Origin of the sequence: Mesorhizobium sp. B2-7-1 (assembly GCF_006440735.1) — a bacterium.
Lineage (GTDB): Bacteria > Pseudomonadota > Alphaproteobacteria > Rhizobiales > Rhizobiaceae > Mesorhizobium.
Genome location: NZ_VFUA01000044.1, coordinates 1 through 14,628, shown reverse-complemented (window position 1 = coordinate 14,628; position 14,628 = coordinate 1). Strand labels below are relative to the sequence as shown.

Genomic DNA, 14,628 nt, shown 5'->3' with positions numbered 1-14,628 from the left:
GGCTTTTTCCGTGCCGTCATTCCGGCTTGGCGGCGGGCGCGGCCTCAACGATCGGCGCGGCCGGTTCGGCCACGGCGACGAAAGGATAGATGAGCTGCTGGTGGTAGAGCTGCGGCACCGGCTCGTCGACACCGTATTTTTCCGGCATATGTTGCGGCATGAACAAGGTGCCGCCGATCAGGTCGACGATGGGAAGCTGGGCTGCGAAATTCTTGTCATAGGCCTGGCGTTCATTGGCATGATGCCAGTGATGAAACTGCGGCGAGGCAACCAGCCATTTCAACGGCCCGAACGTGATGCGCGTGTTGGAGTGGATGAACACCGACTGCCATTGAAAGATCAGCACGTAGATGAGAACCGCCTCGCCGGAAAAACCCAGCACGAAGAGCGGCAGGAGCGAAGCCGACTTGGTCAGGATCTGGTCCACCGGATGGATGCGATGAGCGGCCAGCCAGTCCATCTCCTCGATCGAGTGATGGATGGCGTGAAAGCGCCACAGGAACGGCACCGCGTGGAAAGCGCGATGGGCAAGATAGAAGCCGATGTCAGCGACGAGCAGGGCCTCGATCGCCTGCAGCCATAATGGCTGCGACTGCACTGCGGCGGTGAGCGCTTCGGGAACGAAACGCTGCATCACGAACATCGCCGAGCCGATCACCAGCAACATGCCCAGCTTGATGACGATGCCGTTGAAGAGCAGATAGAAAACGTCGTTCAGCCAGTGCCGGCGCGTCGCCGACTGCTCGGCATGCAGCGGCAAGAGCTGCTCCAGCGGAATGAAGATGAGGGCGATGATCAGCATCGCCTTGAAGTCGATAAGGTCGATAAGATCGAACACGGTCGCTCGCGGATCGGCAGAGGCCAGTTGCCGACACTAGCCGCCAAAGGATGAACGGACCGTTGATGGCCAAGGCCCGCATCGCGCCGGCCTGCCACGAAATCCGGTGAAATTTTTTCGACCGCTGCGTGAAACAGCGCACGGAACATCCGCGTTGCTCATGCCAGTTGCGGACCGCGGCAAGGGAGGGCGGATGTTTCTCGATCGCGAACGTTTCATGCCGGCAGCCGAAATGCGGCTCAGCCGGGACAAATCGTCGATCCGGGTGACGATAACCGACCCAAAAGTGTGCGAACTCGGCGAAGCCGTCTATGTCTGGATCACCGCCGGAGGCAAGCCGGTCAGGATCGGCACCTGCGGCGCCTCGGCCGGCAAGCGCCTGCTTTCCTATCCCGGCTATATCAACCGCAGCCTTGCCGGTCGCGGCGGCGCAACGCCGAAATGGGAAGCGTTGAAGTGGCTGAACCTGCTCACCGAACACGGCGCGCTGACGGCGGTGGTGCATCAGCCGGAGCCGACCCCGACGGCGGCCGGCCTGATCAGGCCCTATCTCGATGTCGAACGCCAGTTGATCCGCCAGCACAGGCCGCTGCTCAACCGCAGGCACCGTTGAAACGTGATCCTGATCTAGTGAACCGTGCCTGCGGCGTCCCCCGGCGGCGCGCCGCGCGGGATCTCGAAGCTCACCTGGTCGCGGCCATTGGACTTGGCCTTGTAGAGATGGCGGTCGGCGACCTGGAACATGTCATGGTAGGTGGTCGCGCCGCTGAAGGCGGTACCGCCGATGCTCACGGAAAGCGGCCAAGGCCGCCCGCCGGGTGCGAACTCGGCCTCGCGGATGCGGCGCCTGATGGATTCGGCGACCAAGAAGGAGCGCGCGGCGTCGGCGCCGGGCAGGAAGACCGCGAATTCCTCGCCGCCGATCCGTCCGACAATATCGGCGCCGTGCAGTTGCCCCTTGATCGTCGCAGCGATCAACCTGAGCGCCTGGTCGCCGCAATCGTGACCCAGCCGGTCGTTGATCGACTTGAAGTGGTCGGCATCGACGATCAGCAGCGCGCCGGCATCGGCAACCGTCTGGCCGCGCGCCCGCTCGAGATAGGCCTCGACCAGCATCGAGAAGGCGCCGCGGTTGAAGACCGCCGTCAGGCTGTCGGTCGCGGCAATGACGCTGAGTTCCTTCTGCGTGATCGCCAGCTGGCGCATCTTCCACATCAGGAAGAACAGGAACGAGCCGCCAAGGATAAGCGGCAGGAAGAGATCCGTGAGTTGCGCCCACAGCAGCGCCTGTGGCGACAGCGAGGGGAAATTGAAGGAATCAACGAAGAAGGCGGCGGCAATGAAAAAGGCGGTGCCGGCGGCTGTGACCACCACGACCCTGCCCCAACTTGTCGGGGACAAATCGATGCGCATGCCGTTGCTCCCGTTACGTCAGGCCATCATGCCGCGAGGAAGGCAAACGAACTGCTAATATACGCCCCCTCCCGCGAAATTGGTTAATTCTCGCCTTTCGACGATACGCCAAGCAGTCAAGCCAACCGGTTCCCCAACACCGTATAACAGGAAGCCCACCACGGATGTGGCAGGCTTCCCGACTGGCCGGAGGTTCTCGTCAGCGCGCCGCCGGCCGGAGGTAGGCGACGCGGTAGGAGAGTGCCGCAGAGCCTCACGGCCGGTCCGACACTCCCGGTTGGCCGTTGCGCGGCACCGGCATGGCACCGTGACTTGGCGCACGATCCTGCCGGATCTTCGGCTCTGATCATGCGTCAGCGGCGCGCGATCATCAGGCAGAGAGCCCTGAGGTCGCCATCATAGGTGCCTTCGCTGGACAGCACGTCGACGCAGCGCTTCTTCATGCGCGCCAACTGGTTGCCCGACATGCTGGCGACGGCGCCAGGCAAGCCCAGTTTGGTGAGATTGCCGGGTTTGGAGAGGTTGCTGGGGTTGCCCGGATCGGACGTGTCGCCGCCAATGCCGAGGCCAAGGCCGACATTGACGCCATTGCCGACATTGGCGCCCACGCCGGCGCTGATGCCATTGCCGACATTGGCGCCGACACCGGCGTTGACGCCATTCGAACCGCCGACCAAGGCGGTAGCGCCGGCGTTGACACCGCCCGATCCGCCAACAGACGCGCCGACACCGGCGTTAACACCACCGGAACCGCCCACAGACGCGCCGACGCCAGCACTAACACCGCCGGATCCGCCAACAGATGCGCCTACGCCGACACCGAGACCGCCAGCGGCGTACGCGGGCATGGCAAAAATAGCGACAATCGTACCACAAGACAGAGCTACAGCGATATTTCTAGAAATACCTGACATTGCACTCTCCTCTTTGATCTCACTATTTGTTGCGCTGCATCATTCCAATATCAACATTAGTAATGTGCTTTGCGCATAAACACCTACGCGCCGATGTCAACTGAAGTTTCAAATAGGAATTTACAATAACAGGTGGTAGTTTTGAATTCTATACCAATAAACCAAAAATATACGATATTTTACTTCAAAATTTACAATTTTAGGAAATTACCAAAGCAAAGCAAGGCGCTAATTCGGCACTTTCTGGCTGGGTAGGAAGCAACCGCTGGCTAACGACTTTGGCCAAGCGCGACGCTCGGTTGAGAACGCCTCCCAAATGTGGCGGTTCCACCTTCAGGCGTAGGCGCGGCCTTCCTCCGAGCGCTGGAATAGCGCCAGGTCGAGCGACACCGAGGGCCGGCCGAGCACGGTGAGCACCATATGCGCCTGGCCGCGATGGTGGGTCTGGTGGTTGAAGAAGTGGCTGAGCGCCGGCGAAAGGCGCTGCGAGACCGTGCGCATGTCGACGGTCATGTAGGAGAAACGGCCGGCGATCGCCTTGTCGCCCATCCCGTCCACCCAGTCGACGATCCTCCTGTCCTCGGCCTCACGTGCCAGCTTCAGGGCCGGCAAGGCGTGGTAGAGTATGGCGGCGGTGTTCGAAGGCGCGTCCCCCTCGCCGGTAAAGCGCTTCATCCAGACGCGGTCGACAGCGAGCAGATGATTGAGTGTGCCGAGCATCGAGCCGAAGACAGCGCCGACGTCGCGCCCGATCTCCTCCTCGCCAAGATCGGCGGCGGCATCGTAGAGGCGGCCATTGGCCCATTGATTGTAGGCCGCAAACATCATGAAATGCTGCTTCATTATTCCCACCCGGCTCAACCCCGAATCCTGATCCTTCGTAACCCGCAGCAACGGACCCGCCAATGACCATTCTGCTTTACGACCTCGTCGGCCACGACACCGCCCGCCCGTTCAGCCCGCATTGCTGGAAGACCAAAATGGCATTGGCGCATAAGGGGCTCGCCGCCACCAAGGTGCCGACGCGCTTCCTGGAGGTGCCGAAAGTCGAAGGAGGCGTGTCGAAGACTGTGCCGGTGATCCGCGACGGCGGGCGCGTGGTGGCCGATTCCTTCGCCATAGCGCTCTATCTCGACGAAGCCTATCCGGAACGGCCGTCGCTGTTTTCCGGCGAAGGCGGCAAGGCGATGGCGCGCTTCATCGAGCGCTGGTCGCAGCTGACCATCCATCCCTATATCGCGACGGTGGCGCTGACCGATCTGCATGCCATGCAGGATGAACCGAACGCGGCTTATTTCCGCGAAAACCGCGAGCAGCGCTACGGCAAGCGGCTGGAAGACGTCGTGGCCAGCCGCGATGCCGGGCTCTCGGCCTTCCGCGCCGCGCTGGAGCCGCTGCGTTCGACGCTCACCTACCAGCCCTTCATCGGCGGCGAGGCGCCGCTTTTTGCCGACTACATCGTGTTCGGGGCACTGCAATGGGGCCGCATCGCCTCGCCTTTCCAGTTGCTTGACGACAGCGACGGCATTGCCCGCTGGTTCGAGCGCTGCCTCGACCTGCATGGCGGGATCGGCAGACAGGTGGCCGCGGCGGCGTGAACGCCGGGACGTTGCGCTATGAGATGCAGGCTGAGATCTGGGGTCTACCCGGCAATGGCGGCTGGCATTCAGGACGCTGCCAACGGACGTCGCGGCGCGGATCAAGGCGGCGATGGCGGGACTGGCGCGCCCGTGGGGCTCGCTCGGCGTCACGGCTGTTATCGGCAAGACAAGGTGGAGCACGTCGCTTTTCCCCGACAAGGCATCCAGCAGCTTGCTTTTGCCGGTCAACGCCTCGGTGCGGCAACGTGAGGGGCTGAAGGCCGGCGATGCGCCGGGCTGACCATTGAGGTCTCGCTTTAATTCTGCTTGAGCGCGTCCTTGTCGACCAGCTTGACGCAGATCGGGTCGCCTTCGCCCATGCGCGTACATTGCCATTCCGGGCCGAAGCCGAAATTGTGATCCCGCGGCGGCAGGACCAGCAGAAAGAAGACAATCACGGCGCACATCAGCGCCATGAAGACGATACCCACAATGTCGCCGCGCCTGAGATAAGGCCAACTCATCGCCTTCGACTCCGCAGCCGCGAGTGTTCGGGGGCAGGCGCCCGAAGCGCGCGCAGCCGTCTAATTATCCCGCAAAGGGCCGGCCTTGACCAGAAGCCGCCTCCCCTTGGCAAGCCGCCGGGCGGCTTGTATAGAGCCCGCCACTCCAATTTCCATTCCCAGAACAAGGACGACCCTATGGCGATCGAACGCACCTTCTCCATGATCAAGCCGGACGCGACCCGGCGCAATCTCACCGGCGCCATCACTAAGATGTTGGAAGATGCCGGCCTGCGCGTCGTCGCATCGCGTCGCGTATGGATGAGCCGCCGCGAGGCGGAAGGGTTCTACGCCGTCCACAAGGATCGGCCGTTCTTCGGCGAACTGGTGGAGTTCATGTCGTCGGCTCCGACCATCGTGCAGGTTCTGGAAGGCGAGAACGCCATTGCCAAGAACCGCGAAGTGATGGGCGCCACCAACCCGGCCAATGCCGCCGAGGGCACCATCCGCAAGGTGCACGCGCTGTCGATCGGCGAGAATTCGGTGCATGGCTCGGACGCGCCCGAAACCGCCGCGCAGGAGATCAAATACTGGTTCTCGGACACCGAGATCGTCGGCTGAACCGGAACTTTGAATTTCGCCGAAACGGCCCGCCCAAGCGGGCCGTTTCGTTTTGGGGTGGTCGCGCCTGCCGCGCGCCCTAGGTTCACCGACACCGGCGACAAAGCGGCCCAGGGCGTCGCCGGCTGTAAGCGACCATCGCGCTTCCGCCGAAACCAGGGAGGGAAGCATGATCAAACCTCATGTTTCTAAAAGTGGCGTTGCGTATCCGGACGATCTCGTCGTGTTGAAGCGTGTCTATGACCTGATCTGCGCAGAGCGCGGCATCACCGGGGGAAGCTCCGAGGCATCGGACCTGGCCGCAGAGGCCATGAGACTGTTCTCCGCCGGTGTCTTCGACGAAGCGACGATCGGCCGCCGTCTTCGCGGCGGCTGATGGGGATGGGCGGATTCAGTCCCCGTCGCCGTAGCGGATGACCTCGACCTTCTCCCTGGTGATCAGGCAGCTCTTCTTACTCGTCAGCGCCTTGATCTCGGGGATCAGCGCATCGATCTTCTCCGGCGCGTCGACGATCTCGACGACGATCGGCAGATCCTGCGACAGGCGCAGGATCTTGGCGGTGTGCAGCACGCTGGAGCGGCCGAAGCCGAGCGGACCTCTCAGCACCGTGGCGCCGGCCATGCCGGTTTCGCGCGCCTTGATGACGATCGCCTCATGCAGCGGCTTGCCATCAGCCGCCCTGTCATCCTCGCCGAAGAAGATCCTGAGAAGCGCGCATTGCGCGGGAAGTTCCATGTTCTCCTCCTTGTCACCTGTCGACCGGCAAGCGGTTGAGCCTGGACGCCATAAGATAGCCCAGCCACGCGGCGGCAAGCGACAGCCCGACCACACTGATGAGATAGGTCGCGGCCAGTGGCCAGTCGCCCTCGAACAGCAGGATGAAGGTATCGAGGCTCATCGCCGAAAACGTGGTGAGGCCGCCACAGAAGCCGGCCATGACGAAATTGCGGCCAGCCGGGCCGACCATCAGGCGGCCGTCCGGCCCGGTCAGCGTGGCAAAGGCCATGATGGCCCCCGAGCCGACGACATTGACGAAAGCGGTCGACCAAAGCGCGTTCAGGCCGAGCAACGAGACGATGACATAGCCCGACAGGAAGCGGGCCAGCGAGCCGATGGCGGCACCGCCACCGACCGCCAGATAAAGCCGCATCGCCATCCGCCTGTCCGTCATCGCTCAGCCCGCCATGCCGGTGGCTGAACCAGAAATCCAGACGATCGCCCAGAAACCGAGCGCGACGAACAGCACGCACAGCACCGACGAAGCGACGACGTTGAAGGCGGCGAGCCGGCCCTCGCCGTCGAGCGCGAGGTTGAGCGTCTGCAGGCAAAAGGACGACACGGTGGTGTAACCGCCGAACAGGCCGACGACGATCAGGTCGCGCACGAGATCGCTGGCGAAGACGCCGCCGACCGATCGCGCGGCGCCGGCGAAGGCGCCGATGGCCAAGGCGCCTGAAACGTTGACCGCCAGCGTGCCCCAGGGAAAGGTCTCGCCGACGCCGCGGCCGACCACGCCGGAGAGGAAAAAGCGGGAAATGCCGCCGAGGAAACCGCCGATCAGGACCAGGGCGCAGGCCGCAAGGGTCATCGCTTCAATGCCTTTCCAAACGCGATTCCGCACCGGAATCACTTCACGAAATCAGGCCTGATGCGAGCGGGAAAAACAAATCCTGCCGCGCGAGAGCACGCCTGGCAGGAGTCATCAGCCCATAAGGGCGGTTTCGGGGGAACCCCATCCCCATTTTCGAGGGAGCCTAGGGGTTCGAGATGGCGGCGTCAATTGTGACGGGAAGCGCTTATGTGGCGGAAGAATATCGGGGCACAATCAGAGACGGATTCGCATCGAACGTCGCCAAAGTCGGCGGCAGCTCGATCCAGCAGCCGGGGCTCGATCCATCCTGCCGCTGCTCCAGAATCCGCTCGCCAGCGATGCGGCCTATCTCATGGGGGTCCTGATCGATCGAGGCCATGTGCCTGCCGCTGAGAAACGGAATCTCCTTGAGATCGAAGCCGATGATGCCGATGTCGTCCTTGCGTCCGGGGGCGGCGTCCTCGAGCGCCTTGATCGAGCCGACGGCCATCAAATTGTTGGTGACGAACAGGCTATCGAACGCTGTCCGCTCCTCCAGGATGCGCCGCATGGCGAGGTAGCCGCCGTCGACGCGATTGTTCGCATGCTCGATGCGGACGATGTCCAGACCCTGCTTCTGTTTCGCCGCCTCGACAAAGCCTTGCAGGCGCGCGTCGCTGGTGGGGTTCAGCGGGCCGGCAATGCAAACGGCCTTGCGAAAGCCCAATGTCTCGAGATGCCCGGCCGCGAGCGCGCCGCCCGACAGATTGTTGGTCAATATCGTATCGTAGGCATTGCCCGGCAGAGCCCGGTCCACGATGACCACCGGAATTCCGGCCTCCGCGACTTTCGTCAGATCGGTGGCGTCCGACGACGGCGCGATCACGACACCTCCCACCCGCTCGGCCAGCGCCACGTCGAGATAGTGCCCCTCCTTCTCCGGATCGTCATCCGAGCTGCCGATGAAGACGCAGGTGTCGCGCGGCCGGCAGACCTGCTCGAGGCCGCGCGCCAGGCGCGTGAAGAAGGTGTTCTCGAAATCGGGAACGATCAGCGCCCACAAATGCGATGCCGAGGTGCGCATCCGCTGGGCGGTACGGCTCGGCCGGTATCCCAGTTGCGCCACCGACGCCTTCACCCGCTCCGCGAGGTCCTCGCGCACCTTGAGGCCGTTGACGACGCGCGAGACCGTGGCGGCCGAAACCCCGGCGTGACGGGCTACATCATAGATGGTTGCGGTCAAATCTGATCCCGACGGCGGTGGTGTTGAGCCTCGGCCGGCCCGGCAAAGGGCCGGCCGAGGCCGTAAGTCATGAAACCTTCACGGGAGCAAAGGCGCGTCGATTGCTGCTGCAGTATCCGGAACAAAATCCGGCATGGCTGCAACGCGATGCGGCGGACAAGTCAAATCCTAGATTTCACGTGCCGCCCACTTGGCCATGCGCTCCCACATCAGGCCATAAGCTTCCCATTCGTGAAGATTGCCGCACCAGTGATATACAGGGTCGGTCGTGTAAGCAATCGAACGTCCTTTGCCGACTTCGGCCACGGCCATGAAGACGTCGCCGCGCACTTTCATCAGCACCTTGGCGTCGGATTTGGCGGTCACCTGATTGTAGCCGAGGATGATGCTGTCCTTGTCGAACGCGACACCTTTCAGGATCGGATGATCCGCCACCGCCACATCCAGGGTGGCGCCCTCCGGAACCTCGATGCGGTCATCGATGCCGCGCATGATCGTGACGGGCAGCACCGCCTCGATCGGCGTGCCGCCCCAGATGCCCTTGCCTTCGATGCCGGAGAAAGTGGTGTAGCCGCCGGCCATGATCAGGCCGCCGCCGCCCTCGACCCATTTGCGGAAGTTGCCGATGCGGTCCGGCCCCATCGGCACGAGGCGCTCGCGATTGCCCGGCAGCAGCGCGAAGTTGTTGTAGCCGACGTCGCTGAGGATGATGACGTCCCACTTCGCGAACTGCTCCGGCGTCATCGGAAACTCGGCGCGTATCTTGTCGGCGGGCATATGGGTGAGTTCGATGCCGGGCCGTGGGCTCAGCGCCTCCCGCAGCACGCGCGCCGAATCCCGGTAGTAATTGTGGATGAACGTGTCCATGCCCTTCGCCGTGATCAGCGTTTCGGCCTGGGTGTCCCCACAATATAGAACTCGAACTGCCATTTTACTTCTCCTTGCGGTATTCGGCGAGCCTTCAATTGCTCGGCTGGTTGAAACGCAGCCCGTCATTGACGGTGATCTTTTCGAGGCCGTTGGCCTGCATGCCCCATGCGGTGAGGATCTTTTCGTAGCTGCCGTCCGCCTTCATCTCGGTCAGCGCCGCCTGCACGGCATCACGCAAGGCGCTGTCGGATTTGCGGAAAGGCATGGCGTTGTAGCCGGTGCCGTATTGCTCGAAGGCGAGCACCTCGAGACCGGCGGCGTCTGGCGAGGTCTGGATCACATAGGCCGCGACGCCATACTGGTACATCGTCGCGTCGGCGCGCTTGGTGCGGACCTGGAGCAGCGCCTGGTTGATATCCTGGAAGACCTGGATGTCGATCTTCTTGTCGGCGCATTTGCCGTCCTGCTTCTCGACAAGGCCCTGCATGACCGAGCCCTGCAGCACGGCGACATGCTTGCCGCACAGGTCTGCGATGGTCTTGATCGCCAGCGGATTGCCCTTCAGGACGACGATGGCGTTGCCGTCGGTGGAATAGTCGACGAAGTCCAGCTTCTGCTCGCGGGCTGGCGTGTCGCCCATGCCGGTGAGCGCGGTGTCGAAGCGCTTGGCCTCGATGGCGGCGATGATGCCGGGGAATTTTACGGCCGACCACTCAGCCTTGAGGCCGAGCTTGGCGGCGACCGCATTGCCGAGATCGATATCGGCGCCGACGAGCGTCTGACCATCCGCCTGATAGTAGGTGTAGGGCGGCGAGCTCGGATCCGTCGCGATCTTCAGCGCGCCGCCCTTGAAGGCGTCTGGAACCTTGCCCGCGAGATCGGCCGAGGCATCGACCGAAAGAGGCGTGCTGTTGGGACCGATCTTCAGGTCCGCGGCGAGCACCGCATAGGTGCCGCCAAGAAGCGCGGAGGCAAGGGCGATCGCCCGTCCGGCCGTGGTAAGAATGCTCATTTCCGTTCTCCTCTGTTTGCCGCTTGACGCGGTCGGTTGCCCGGCCTCGCGGCCGGTTTTGAATTGCCTGTCATGCCACCTGGAGGCTCGGCCGGTGGGCCGAGAAATGGTGGCGGATGTAATTGTCGCCGCCGCTGTCGATGAGATCGGCCACCGCGACGCCGACCGCCGGCGCCATCTTGTAGCCATGGCCCGAAAAGCCGGCCGCGATCACGATCCGCTCGCTTGCGGGATGGTGGTCGATGATCGGATGATTGTCGGTGGTGAAGCCATCGAGATAGACGCCGGAGCGCACCGGCTCCGGATCGACCCCTTCGAGCAGGGTCCGGGCCACGCGGCGCATGATCGCGGTGTCGTCGTAGGAGACTGTCCGGTCGACGCGGGAGGGATCGATGTTGCTGAGGAAGTTGACCGGCGGCATAACCTTGATCGTCCAGCCATCCATGGAGGGGAAGCCTGAGTAATCGATTTCTGACGTGCGCCGGATACAGACCGGGAAGCGCTCCGGGAGATAGGCCGCGACATCGTCGACGCCGAACCAGGTGCCGACGAGGCGCCGGGCGATGAATTGCGGCGACGGTCCTTCGATCGCCCGCGTTCCCCAGGCGCCGCAGGTGACGACCGCGGCGTCGAAATGCTCGGTGTTGCCGCCGACGGTGATCGCCACGCCATCGGTCTGCGGCTCGACGCGCTCGACGGCGCAGCCCTGGTGCAGGGTGGCACCCGCCGCCTGCGCCGCCCTGACCGCGGCCCTCACCCCGAGCTCGGGCCGCAGCAGGGCGCCGTCGGTGTCGAGAAGGGCGAACTCGCCGCCCTCCAGCCTGTGCTGGGGAAAGCGCCGGCGAAGCTCCTGTTCGTCAAGCACCTCGTGGCGGACATCATGCTCGCGCGCGCCTTCGATGGTGCCAAGGAGCCAGTCCGCGTCGCGTTCGCCTATGTAGAGGCAGCCGATCGGGAAATGGAACTTGCGGTCGGAGGTCGACTGCAATTCCCGCCAGAGCTCCAGCGAGCGCTTGAGCAGGGGGATGTATTCCTTGCCCTCGCGATAGGCGAGCCGGAAGATGCGGGACTCGGCGCCATGCGCGCTGGTGTCGTGCGGCACGCCCATGCGGTCGAAGCCGACGACCTCGTGCCCTCGCCTGGCCAATTGCCAAAGCGCCATGCTGCCCATTGCCCCGACACCGACGACGGCGATCTTCCTGGCTTTCATTGCCTGCTCAGCCCGCGACGCGGGGCTGCTCCTTCATTTGATCTTCGACAGAAATGCCCTGGTGCGCGGTTCCGACGGCTGGCCCAGCACCTGCGCCGACGCCCCCTGCTCGACGATCGCGCCGCCATCCATGAAGACGGTGCGGTTGCTGACCTCGCGCGCGAAGCCGATCTCGTGGGTGACGACGACCATCGTCATCCCCTGCCCGGCCAGATTGCCCATCACCGAGAGCACCTCGTGGACAAGCTCCGGATCGAGCGCCGAGGTCGGCTCGTCGAACAAAAGCACCTTGGGTTCCATCGCCACCGCCCGCGCGATGGCGACGCGCTGCTGCTGGCCGCCGGAAAGCTGCGCCGGGCGATGGCCGGCGAAGCGCTCCATGCCGACGGAGGCGAGCACCGCCATCGCCCGTTCGCGCGCCTTTGGCCGCGGCATGCGCTTGACCAGCCGCAGGGCAAGCGCGACGTTGTCCACCGCCGTCAGGTGGCCAAACAGATTGAAGCGCTGGAAAACCATACCCATGGCGGCGCGCTGACGGGCAAGGACGGCCGAGGGAACCTCCCACAGCACGCCGTCCACCTCCTGGCAGCCGATACGCTCGCCATCGACCCAGACCCCGCCGGCATCGGGCACTTCGAGGAAGTTGATGCAGCGCAGGAACGTGCTCTTGCCCGAGCCTGACGGGCCGATAATGCACACGACCTCTCCGCGCTCGACTTCTAGCGAGACGTCCCTCAGCACGACATGCGCGCCGAAGGCCTTGCCGATGTGGCGCGCGCCGAGCATGGGCTGCGTCGCGGCTTCATTTGCCTGTTTCGAGCGCATCGGCATGGGGACGGTCATGGCTGGACACCGGCAATGACCTCGACGGCGCGACTGTCCCCGAACCGGCGCTCGAGCCAGAACTGGAAGGCGGAGGCGACCGTGGTCAGCACCAGGTACCAGAGCGAGGCGACGATCAGGAGCTCGATGACCTGGAAGTTGCGGGCGTAGATGTCCTCGGTCTTGGTCAGCAATTCCTGCGCGCCGATGACCGAGACCAGCGAGGTGTTCTTCAGCATGCCGATCGTCTGATTGGCCGTCGGCGGGATGATGACCTTGAGCGCCTGCGGCAGGATCACGCTGTTCATGACCTGGCGCCGGTTGAGGCCAACGCTGACGGCCGCCTCGCCTTGCCCGCTGTCGACCGACTTGATGCCGGCGCGCACGATCTCGGCCATATAGGCGGCCTCGTTGAGGCCCAATCCCAGCAAGGCCGCCGCGAACGGCGTCACCAGGCTGTTGATCGAGACCTGCCAGGCACCGATGCCGACCACCGGGAACACCAGCGCGATGTTGAACCAGAAAATCAGCTGCACGAGCAGCGGCGTGCCCCGGAAGATCCAGACGTAAAGCGCCGACGCGGCGGACACCGCCGGATATCGCGAGATCGCCATCACGGCCAATGCGACGCCAAGCAGCACGCCGACGATCATCGAGAGCGCCGTCAGCTCGAGCGTCATGACCAGGCCGTCGAGAATCGCCGGATGGAAGAAGAAGCCGAAGGTAATCGGCCAGTTGATGGCCCCGCTGGCGACGATGCGCAGCGCCAGGGCCAGCACGAGCGCAACCACGACGGCGGTCACGATGGCGCGTTTGCCCCGCCCCAGAGGCTTCGGCTTGCCCGAGAGAAAAGCCGGATCGCGAATATCCTGGGAAATCGTGGTTTTCACGCCAACCTCGCTCAGATATCGATTTCAGAGTATTAGAAATCGATATCTTGTCAATCAAGTTTCGATATTTTCCCTGTCGACAGCAATATGTTTCGCAGTGCGTGGCCATTGCATCAAGCCGCCCGACCGGACACGGACCGCAGCCGGTCTGCTGGCAGTGTTGAGCCCGCTCCGACGCGACGTCAGCGCGCCATTCTTACCAATACCGTTTGAGGTTTGGCGGCCAGCGGATCGACCTGGTGGCCTGTATCGGCGATGAACATCAGCCGCTCGCCGACCGTGATGCGCGCCTGCAGCGTGTAGGTCCGGCCCTTTTGGATCGCCTTGGGGTCGAAGCCGATCTCGAATTTGATCGGCACCTGGTCGGTGGGGGCTATCCTGCGCTTGGCGATCACGGTTGCTGGCGCATCGGCCAGCGAGACGTCGGCGAGTTCGACCATGAGAACGGCATCGGGCGGCAGGGCGATGCGCTCGCGATAAATCACCTCGCCCGCGATCGTCTTCTCGCCGGCATTGGTCACTTCCGGCACGGCAAGCACGCCGACAACCAACGGCACCAGCCCGAAGATGAAGAACTCCGCGATCCTGTCCAGCATGACCCTGCTCCGCCAAGCAAATCAAACCAACCGGCAGGCTTGGCAAGGATTGCGGTCGTTCGATGGCCGAACGGGAGTTTTTTCTGATGCATGTCGTTGCCCCAGAACCGCTGCGCACTTCTGGGCGACATGCATTATTCGCCCTGCTTCTTCCAGCGGTCCGCCGCGTGATCGTCGGCTTCCTTGGCCTCGACCCAGCCGCCCTGGGAGCCGTCGGCAAGATGCTCCTTCTTCCAGAAGGGCGCGCGCGACTTCAGGTAATCCATCAGGAAATTCGCCGCCTCGAAGGCCGCCTGGCGATGCGACGAGGCCGCGACCACCAGCACGATGTTTTCGCCCGGCGCTATCTTGCCATGGCGATGGATGACGGTGAGCCCCTGCAGCGGCCAGCGCTCGAGGGCTTGCGCGGCAATGCGGCCGATCTCGGCCTCCGCCATGCCGGGATAGTGCTCGAGCTCAAGTGCCGACAGCGCGCCCTGCTGCTCGCCTTCGGCACCGCCAAGGCGGTCAGCCGCGCCGCGGTCGAGGACCTGGTCAAGGTCGAC

At 63.7% G+C, this 14,628-nt stretch carries 21 protein-coding genes and 1 riboswitch; of the genes, 5 read left to right on the top strand and 16 right to left on the bottom strand.

Translation table 11 applies throughout. The annotated features are described in order from the left end of the window. Positions 1-16: 16 nt before the first annotated feature. The gene (locus FJ471_RS17640; protein ID WP_246684754.1) at positions 17-838 is read right to left on the bottom strand and encodes a sterol desaturase family protein; all 822 of its coding nucleotides are present in this window, start codon (positions 836-838) and stop codon (positions 17-19) included. A 193-nt stretch (positions 839-1,031) separates the two neighbouring features. On the opposite strand from FJ471_RS17640, the gene FJ471_RS17635 reads away from it, so the two are divergent. After that, positions 1,032-1,451 (top strand): hypothetical protein, encoded by a 420-nt coding sequence (locus tag FJ471_RS17635; RefSeq protein WP_140805205.1) that lies wholly within the window; start codon positions 1,032-1,034, stop codon positions 1,449-1,451. Positions 1,452-1,465: 14 nt separating this feature from the next. On the opposite strand, the gene FJ471_RS17630 is transcribed toward FJ471_RS17635, so the two are convergent. The 3 genes from FJ471_RS17630 to FJ471_RS17620 form a co-directional block, all read right to left on the bottom strand. Further along, a complete protein-coding gene (locus tag FJ471_RS17630) occupies positions 1,466-2,251 on the bottom strand; it encodes a GGDEF domain-containing protein (protein ID WP_140805203.1) in 786 nt (261 codons plus the stop codon). A gap of 353 nt (positions 2,252-2,604) precedes the next feature. Then, the gene (locus tag FJ471_RS17625) at positions 2,605-3,099 is read right to left on the bottom strand and encodes a hypothetical protein (RefSeq protein WP_246684753.1); all 495 of its coding nucleotides are present in this window, start codon (positions 3,097-3,099) and stop codon (positions 2,605-2,607) included. Between the two features lie 399 nt (positions 3,100-3,498). After that, a complete protein-coding gene (locus tag FJ471_RS17620; RefSeq protein WP_140805199.1) occupies positions 3,499-4,008 on the bottom strand; it encodes a DinB family protein in 510 nt (169 codons plus the stop codon). Positions 4,009-4,070: 62 nt separating this feature from the next. Between FJ471_RS17620 and FJ471_RS17615 the strand changes: the two genes are divergently transcribed. Beyond that, positions 4,071-4,763 (top strand): glutathione S-transferase family protein, encoded by a 693-nt coding sequence (locus tag FJ471_RS17615; protein ID WP_140805197.1) that lies wholly within the window; start codon positions 4,071-4,073, stop codon positions 4,761-4,763. Positions 4,764-4,875: 112 nt separating this feature from the next. After that, the gene (locus tag FJ471_RS17610; RefSeq protein WP_246684752.1) at positions 4,876-5,046 is read left to right on the top strand and encodes a DUF1905 domain-containing protein; all 171 of its coding nucleotides are present in this window, start codon (positions 4,876-4,878) and stop codon (positions 5,044-5,046) included. A 16-nt stretch (positions 5,047-5,062) separates the two neighbouring features. Here the strand turns inward: FJ471_RS17610 and FJ471_RS17605 are convergent, their stop codons facing one another. Then, a complete protein-coding gene (locus FJ471_RS17605; RefSeq protein ID WP_140805195.1) occupies positions 5,063-5,269 on the bottom strand; it encodes a hypothetical protein in 207 nt (68 codons plus the stop codon). Between the two features lie 177 nt (positions 5,270-5,446). On the opposite strand from FJ471_RS17605, the gene ndk reads away from it, so the two are divergent. Both ndk and FJ471_RS17595 read left to right on the top strand, forming a co-directional pair. After that, positions 5,447-5,869 carry a nucleoside-diphosphate kinase gene (ndk, locus tag FJ471_RS17600; RefSeq protein ID WP_041010781.1) on the top strand — a complete coding sequence of 141 codons (423 nt, stop codon included), beginning with the start codon at positions 5,447-5,449 and terminating at the stop codon, positions 5,867-5,869. Between the two features lie 169 nt (positions 5,870-6,038). Then, positions 6,039-6,245: a hypothetical protein gene (locus tag FJ471_RS17595; protein ID WP_140805193.1), complete on the top strand. Its 207-nt coding sequence runs from the start codon at positions 6,039-6,041 to the stop codon at positions 6,243-6,245. A 15-nt stretch (positions 6,246-6,260) separates the two neighbouring features. On the opposite strand, the gene FJ471_RS17590 is transcribed toward FJ471_RS17595, so the two are convergent. From FJ471_RS17590 to FJ471_RS17540, 11 genes are all read right to left on the bottom strand, one after another. Further along, positions 6,261-6,605, bottom strand: a complete 345-nt coding sequence (locus FJ471_RS17590; protein ID WP_140805191.1) for a DUF190 domain-containing protein — start codon at positions 6,603-6,605, stop codon at positions 6,261-6,263. Positions 6,606-6,618: 13 nt separating this feature from the next. Next, entirely contained in the window at positions 6,619-7,041 is a 423-nt protein-coding gene (gene crcB / locus FJ471_RS17585) for a fluoride efflux transporter CrcB (protein WP_140805189.1), read from the bottom strand. 3 nt (positions 7,042-7,044) lie between these two features. After that, complete coding sequence (gene crcB / locus FJ471_RS17580) at positions 7,045-7,458, bottom strand: fluoride efflux transporter CrcB (RefSeq protein WP_140805187.1); 414 nt, start codon at positions 7,456-7,458, stop codon at positions 7,045-7,047. Between the two features lie 98 nt (positions 7,459-7,556). Further along, positions 7,557-7,619, bottom strand: a riboswitch (Fluoride riboswitch). A gap of 47 nt (positions 7,620-7,666) precedes the next feature. Then, positions 7,667-8,683 (bottom strand): LacI family DNA-binding transcriptional regulator, encoded by a 1,017-nt coding sequence (locus FJ471_RS17575; protein ID WP_140805185.1) that lies wholly within the window; start codon positions 8,681-8,683, stop codon positions 7,667-7,669. A gap of 168 nt (positions 8,684-8,851) precedes the next feature. Further along, a complete protein-coding gene (locus tag FJ471_RS17570; RefSeq protein ID WP_140900638.1) occupies positions 8,852-9,613 on the bottom strand; it encodes a glutamine amidotransferase in 762 nt (253 codons plus the stop codon). Between the two features lie 31 nt (positions 9,614-9,644). Continuing rightward, entirely contained in the window at positions 9,645-10,565 is a 921-nt protein-coding gene (locus FJ471_RS17565) for an ABC transporter substrate-binding protein (RefSeq protein WP_181179506.1), read from the bottom strand. 70 nt (positions 10,566-10,635) lie between these two features. After that, the gene (solA, locus tag FJ471_RS17560) at positions 10,636-11,775 is read right to left on the bottom strand and encodes an N-methyl-L-tryptophan oxidase (RefSeq protein ID WP_140805179.1); all 1,140 of its coding nucleotides are present in this window, start codon (positions 11,773-11,775) and stop codon (positions 10,636-10,638) included. A gap of 33 nt (positions 11,776-11,808) precedes the next feature. Next, positions 11,809-12,618 (bottom strand): amino acid ABC transporter ATP-binding protein, encoded by an 810-nt coding sequence (locus tag FJ471_RS17555; RefSeq protein WP_224668871.1) that lies wholly within the window; start codon positions 12,616-12,618, stop codon positions 11,809-11,811. Beyond that, positions 12,615-13,487 (bottom strand): amino acid ABC transporter permease, encoded by an 873-nt coding sequence (locus FJ471_RS17550; protein WP_210242035.1) that lies wholly within the window; start codon positions 13,485-13,487, stop codon positions 12,615-12,617. The genes FJ471_RS17555 and FJ471_RS17550 overlap by 4 nt, the downstream gene beginning before the upstream one ends. Positions 13,488-13,669: 182 nt before the next feature. Further along, positions 13,670-14,083 carry a YbaY family lipoprotein gene (locus tag FJ471_RS17545; RefSeq protein ID WP_140805177.1) on the bottom strand — a complete coding sequence of 138 codons (414 nt, stop codon included), beginning with the start codon at positions 14,081-14,083 and terminating at the stop codon, positions 13,670-13,672. A 134-nt stretch (positions 14,084-14,217) separates the two neighbouring features. Beyond that, positions 14,218-14,628 (bottom strand): molybdenum cofactor biosynthesis protein MoaE (locus FJ471_RS17540; RefSeq protein ID WP_140805175.1); only part of this gene is annotated, 411 nt, incomplete at its 5' end.

Bases quoted from the DNA above. Each gene is read 5' to 3' on its own strand.
- FJ471_RS17555 (WP_224668871.1), bottom strand. From the start codon at position 12,618: ATGACCGTCCCCATGCCGATGCGCTCGAAACAGGCAAATGAAGCCGCG.
- FJ471_RS17605 (WP_140805195.1), bottom strand. From the start codon at position 5,269: ATGAGTTGGCCTTATCTCAGGCGCGGCGACATTGTGGGTATCGTCTTC.
- crcB (WP_140805187.1), bottom strand. From the start codon at position 7,458: ATGACCCTTGCGGCCTGCGCCCTGGTCCTGATCGGCGGTTTCCTCGGC.
- FJ471_RS17590 (WP_140805191.1), bottom strand. From the start codon at position 6,605: ATGGAACTTCCCGCGCAATGCGCGCTTCTCAGGATCTTCTTCGGCGAG.
- crcB (WP_140805189.1), bottom strand. From the start codon at position 7,041: ATGACGGACAGGCGGATGGCGATGCGGCTTTATCTGGCGGTCGGTGGC.
- FJ471_RS17570 (WP_140900638.1), bottom strand. From the start codon at position 9,613: ATGGCAGTTCGAGTTCTATATTGTGGGGACACCCAGGCCGAAACGCTG.
- FJ471_RS17595 (WP_140805193.1), top strand. From the start codon at position 6,039: ATGATCAAACCTCATGTTTCTAAAAGTGGCGTTGCGTATCCGGACGAT.
- FJ471_RS17630 (WP_140805203.1), bottom strand. From the start codon at position 2,251: ATGCGCATCGATTTGTCCCCGACAAGTTGGGGCAGGGTCGTGGTGGTC.
- FJ471_RS17625 (WP_246684753.1), bottom strand. From the start codon at position 3,099: ATGCCCGCGTACGCCGCTGGCGGTCTCGGTGTCGGCGTAGGCGCATCT.
- solA (WP_140805179.1), bottom strand. From the start codon at position 11,775: ATGAAAGCCAGGAAGATCGCCGTCGTCGGTGTCGGGGCAATGGGCAGC.
- FJ471_RS17635 (WP_140805205.1), top strand. From the start codon at position 1,032: ATGTTTCTCGATCGCGAACGTTTCATGCCGGCAGCCGAAATGCGGCTC.
- FJ471_RS17545 (WP_140805177.1), bottom strand. From the start codon at position 14,083: ATGCTGGACAGGATCGCGGAGTTCTTCATCTTCGGGCTGGTGCCGTTG.
- FJ471_RS17565 (WP_181179506.1), bottom strand. From the start codon at position 10,565: ATGAGCATTCTTACCACGGCCGGACGGGCGATCGCCCTTGCCTCCGCG.
- FJ471_RS17615 (WP_140805197.1), top strand. From the start codon at position 4,071: ATGACCATTCTGCTTTACGACCTCGTCGGCCACGACACCGCCCGCCCG.
- FJ471_RS17610 (WP_246684752.1), top strand. From the start codon at position 4,876: ATGGCGGGACTGGCGCGCCCGTGGGGCTCGCTCGGCGTCACGGCTGTT.
- FJ471_RS17620 (WP_140805199.1), bottom strand. From the start codon at position 4,008: ATGAAGCAGCATTTCATGATGTTTGCGGCCTACAATCAATGGGCCAAT.
- ndk (WP_041010781.1), top strand. From the start codon at position 5,447: ATGGCGATCGAACGCACCTTCTCCATGATCAAGCCGGACGCGACCCGG.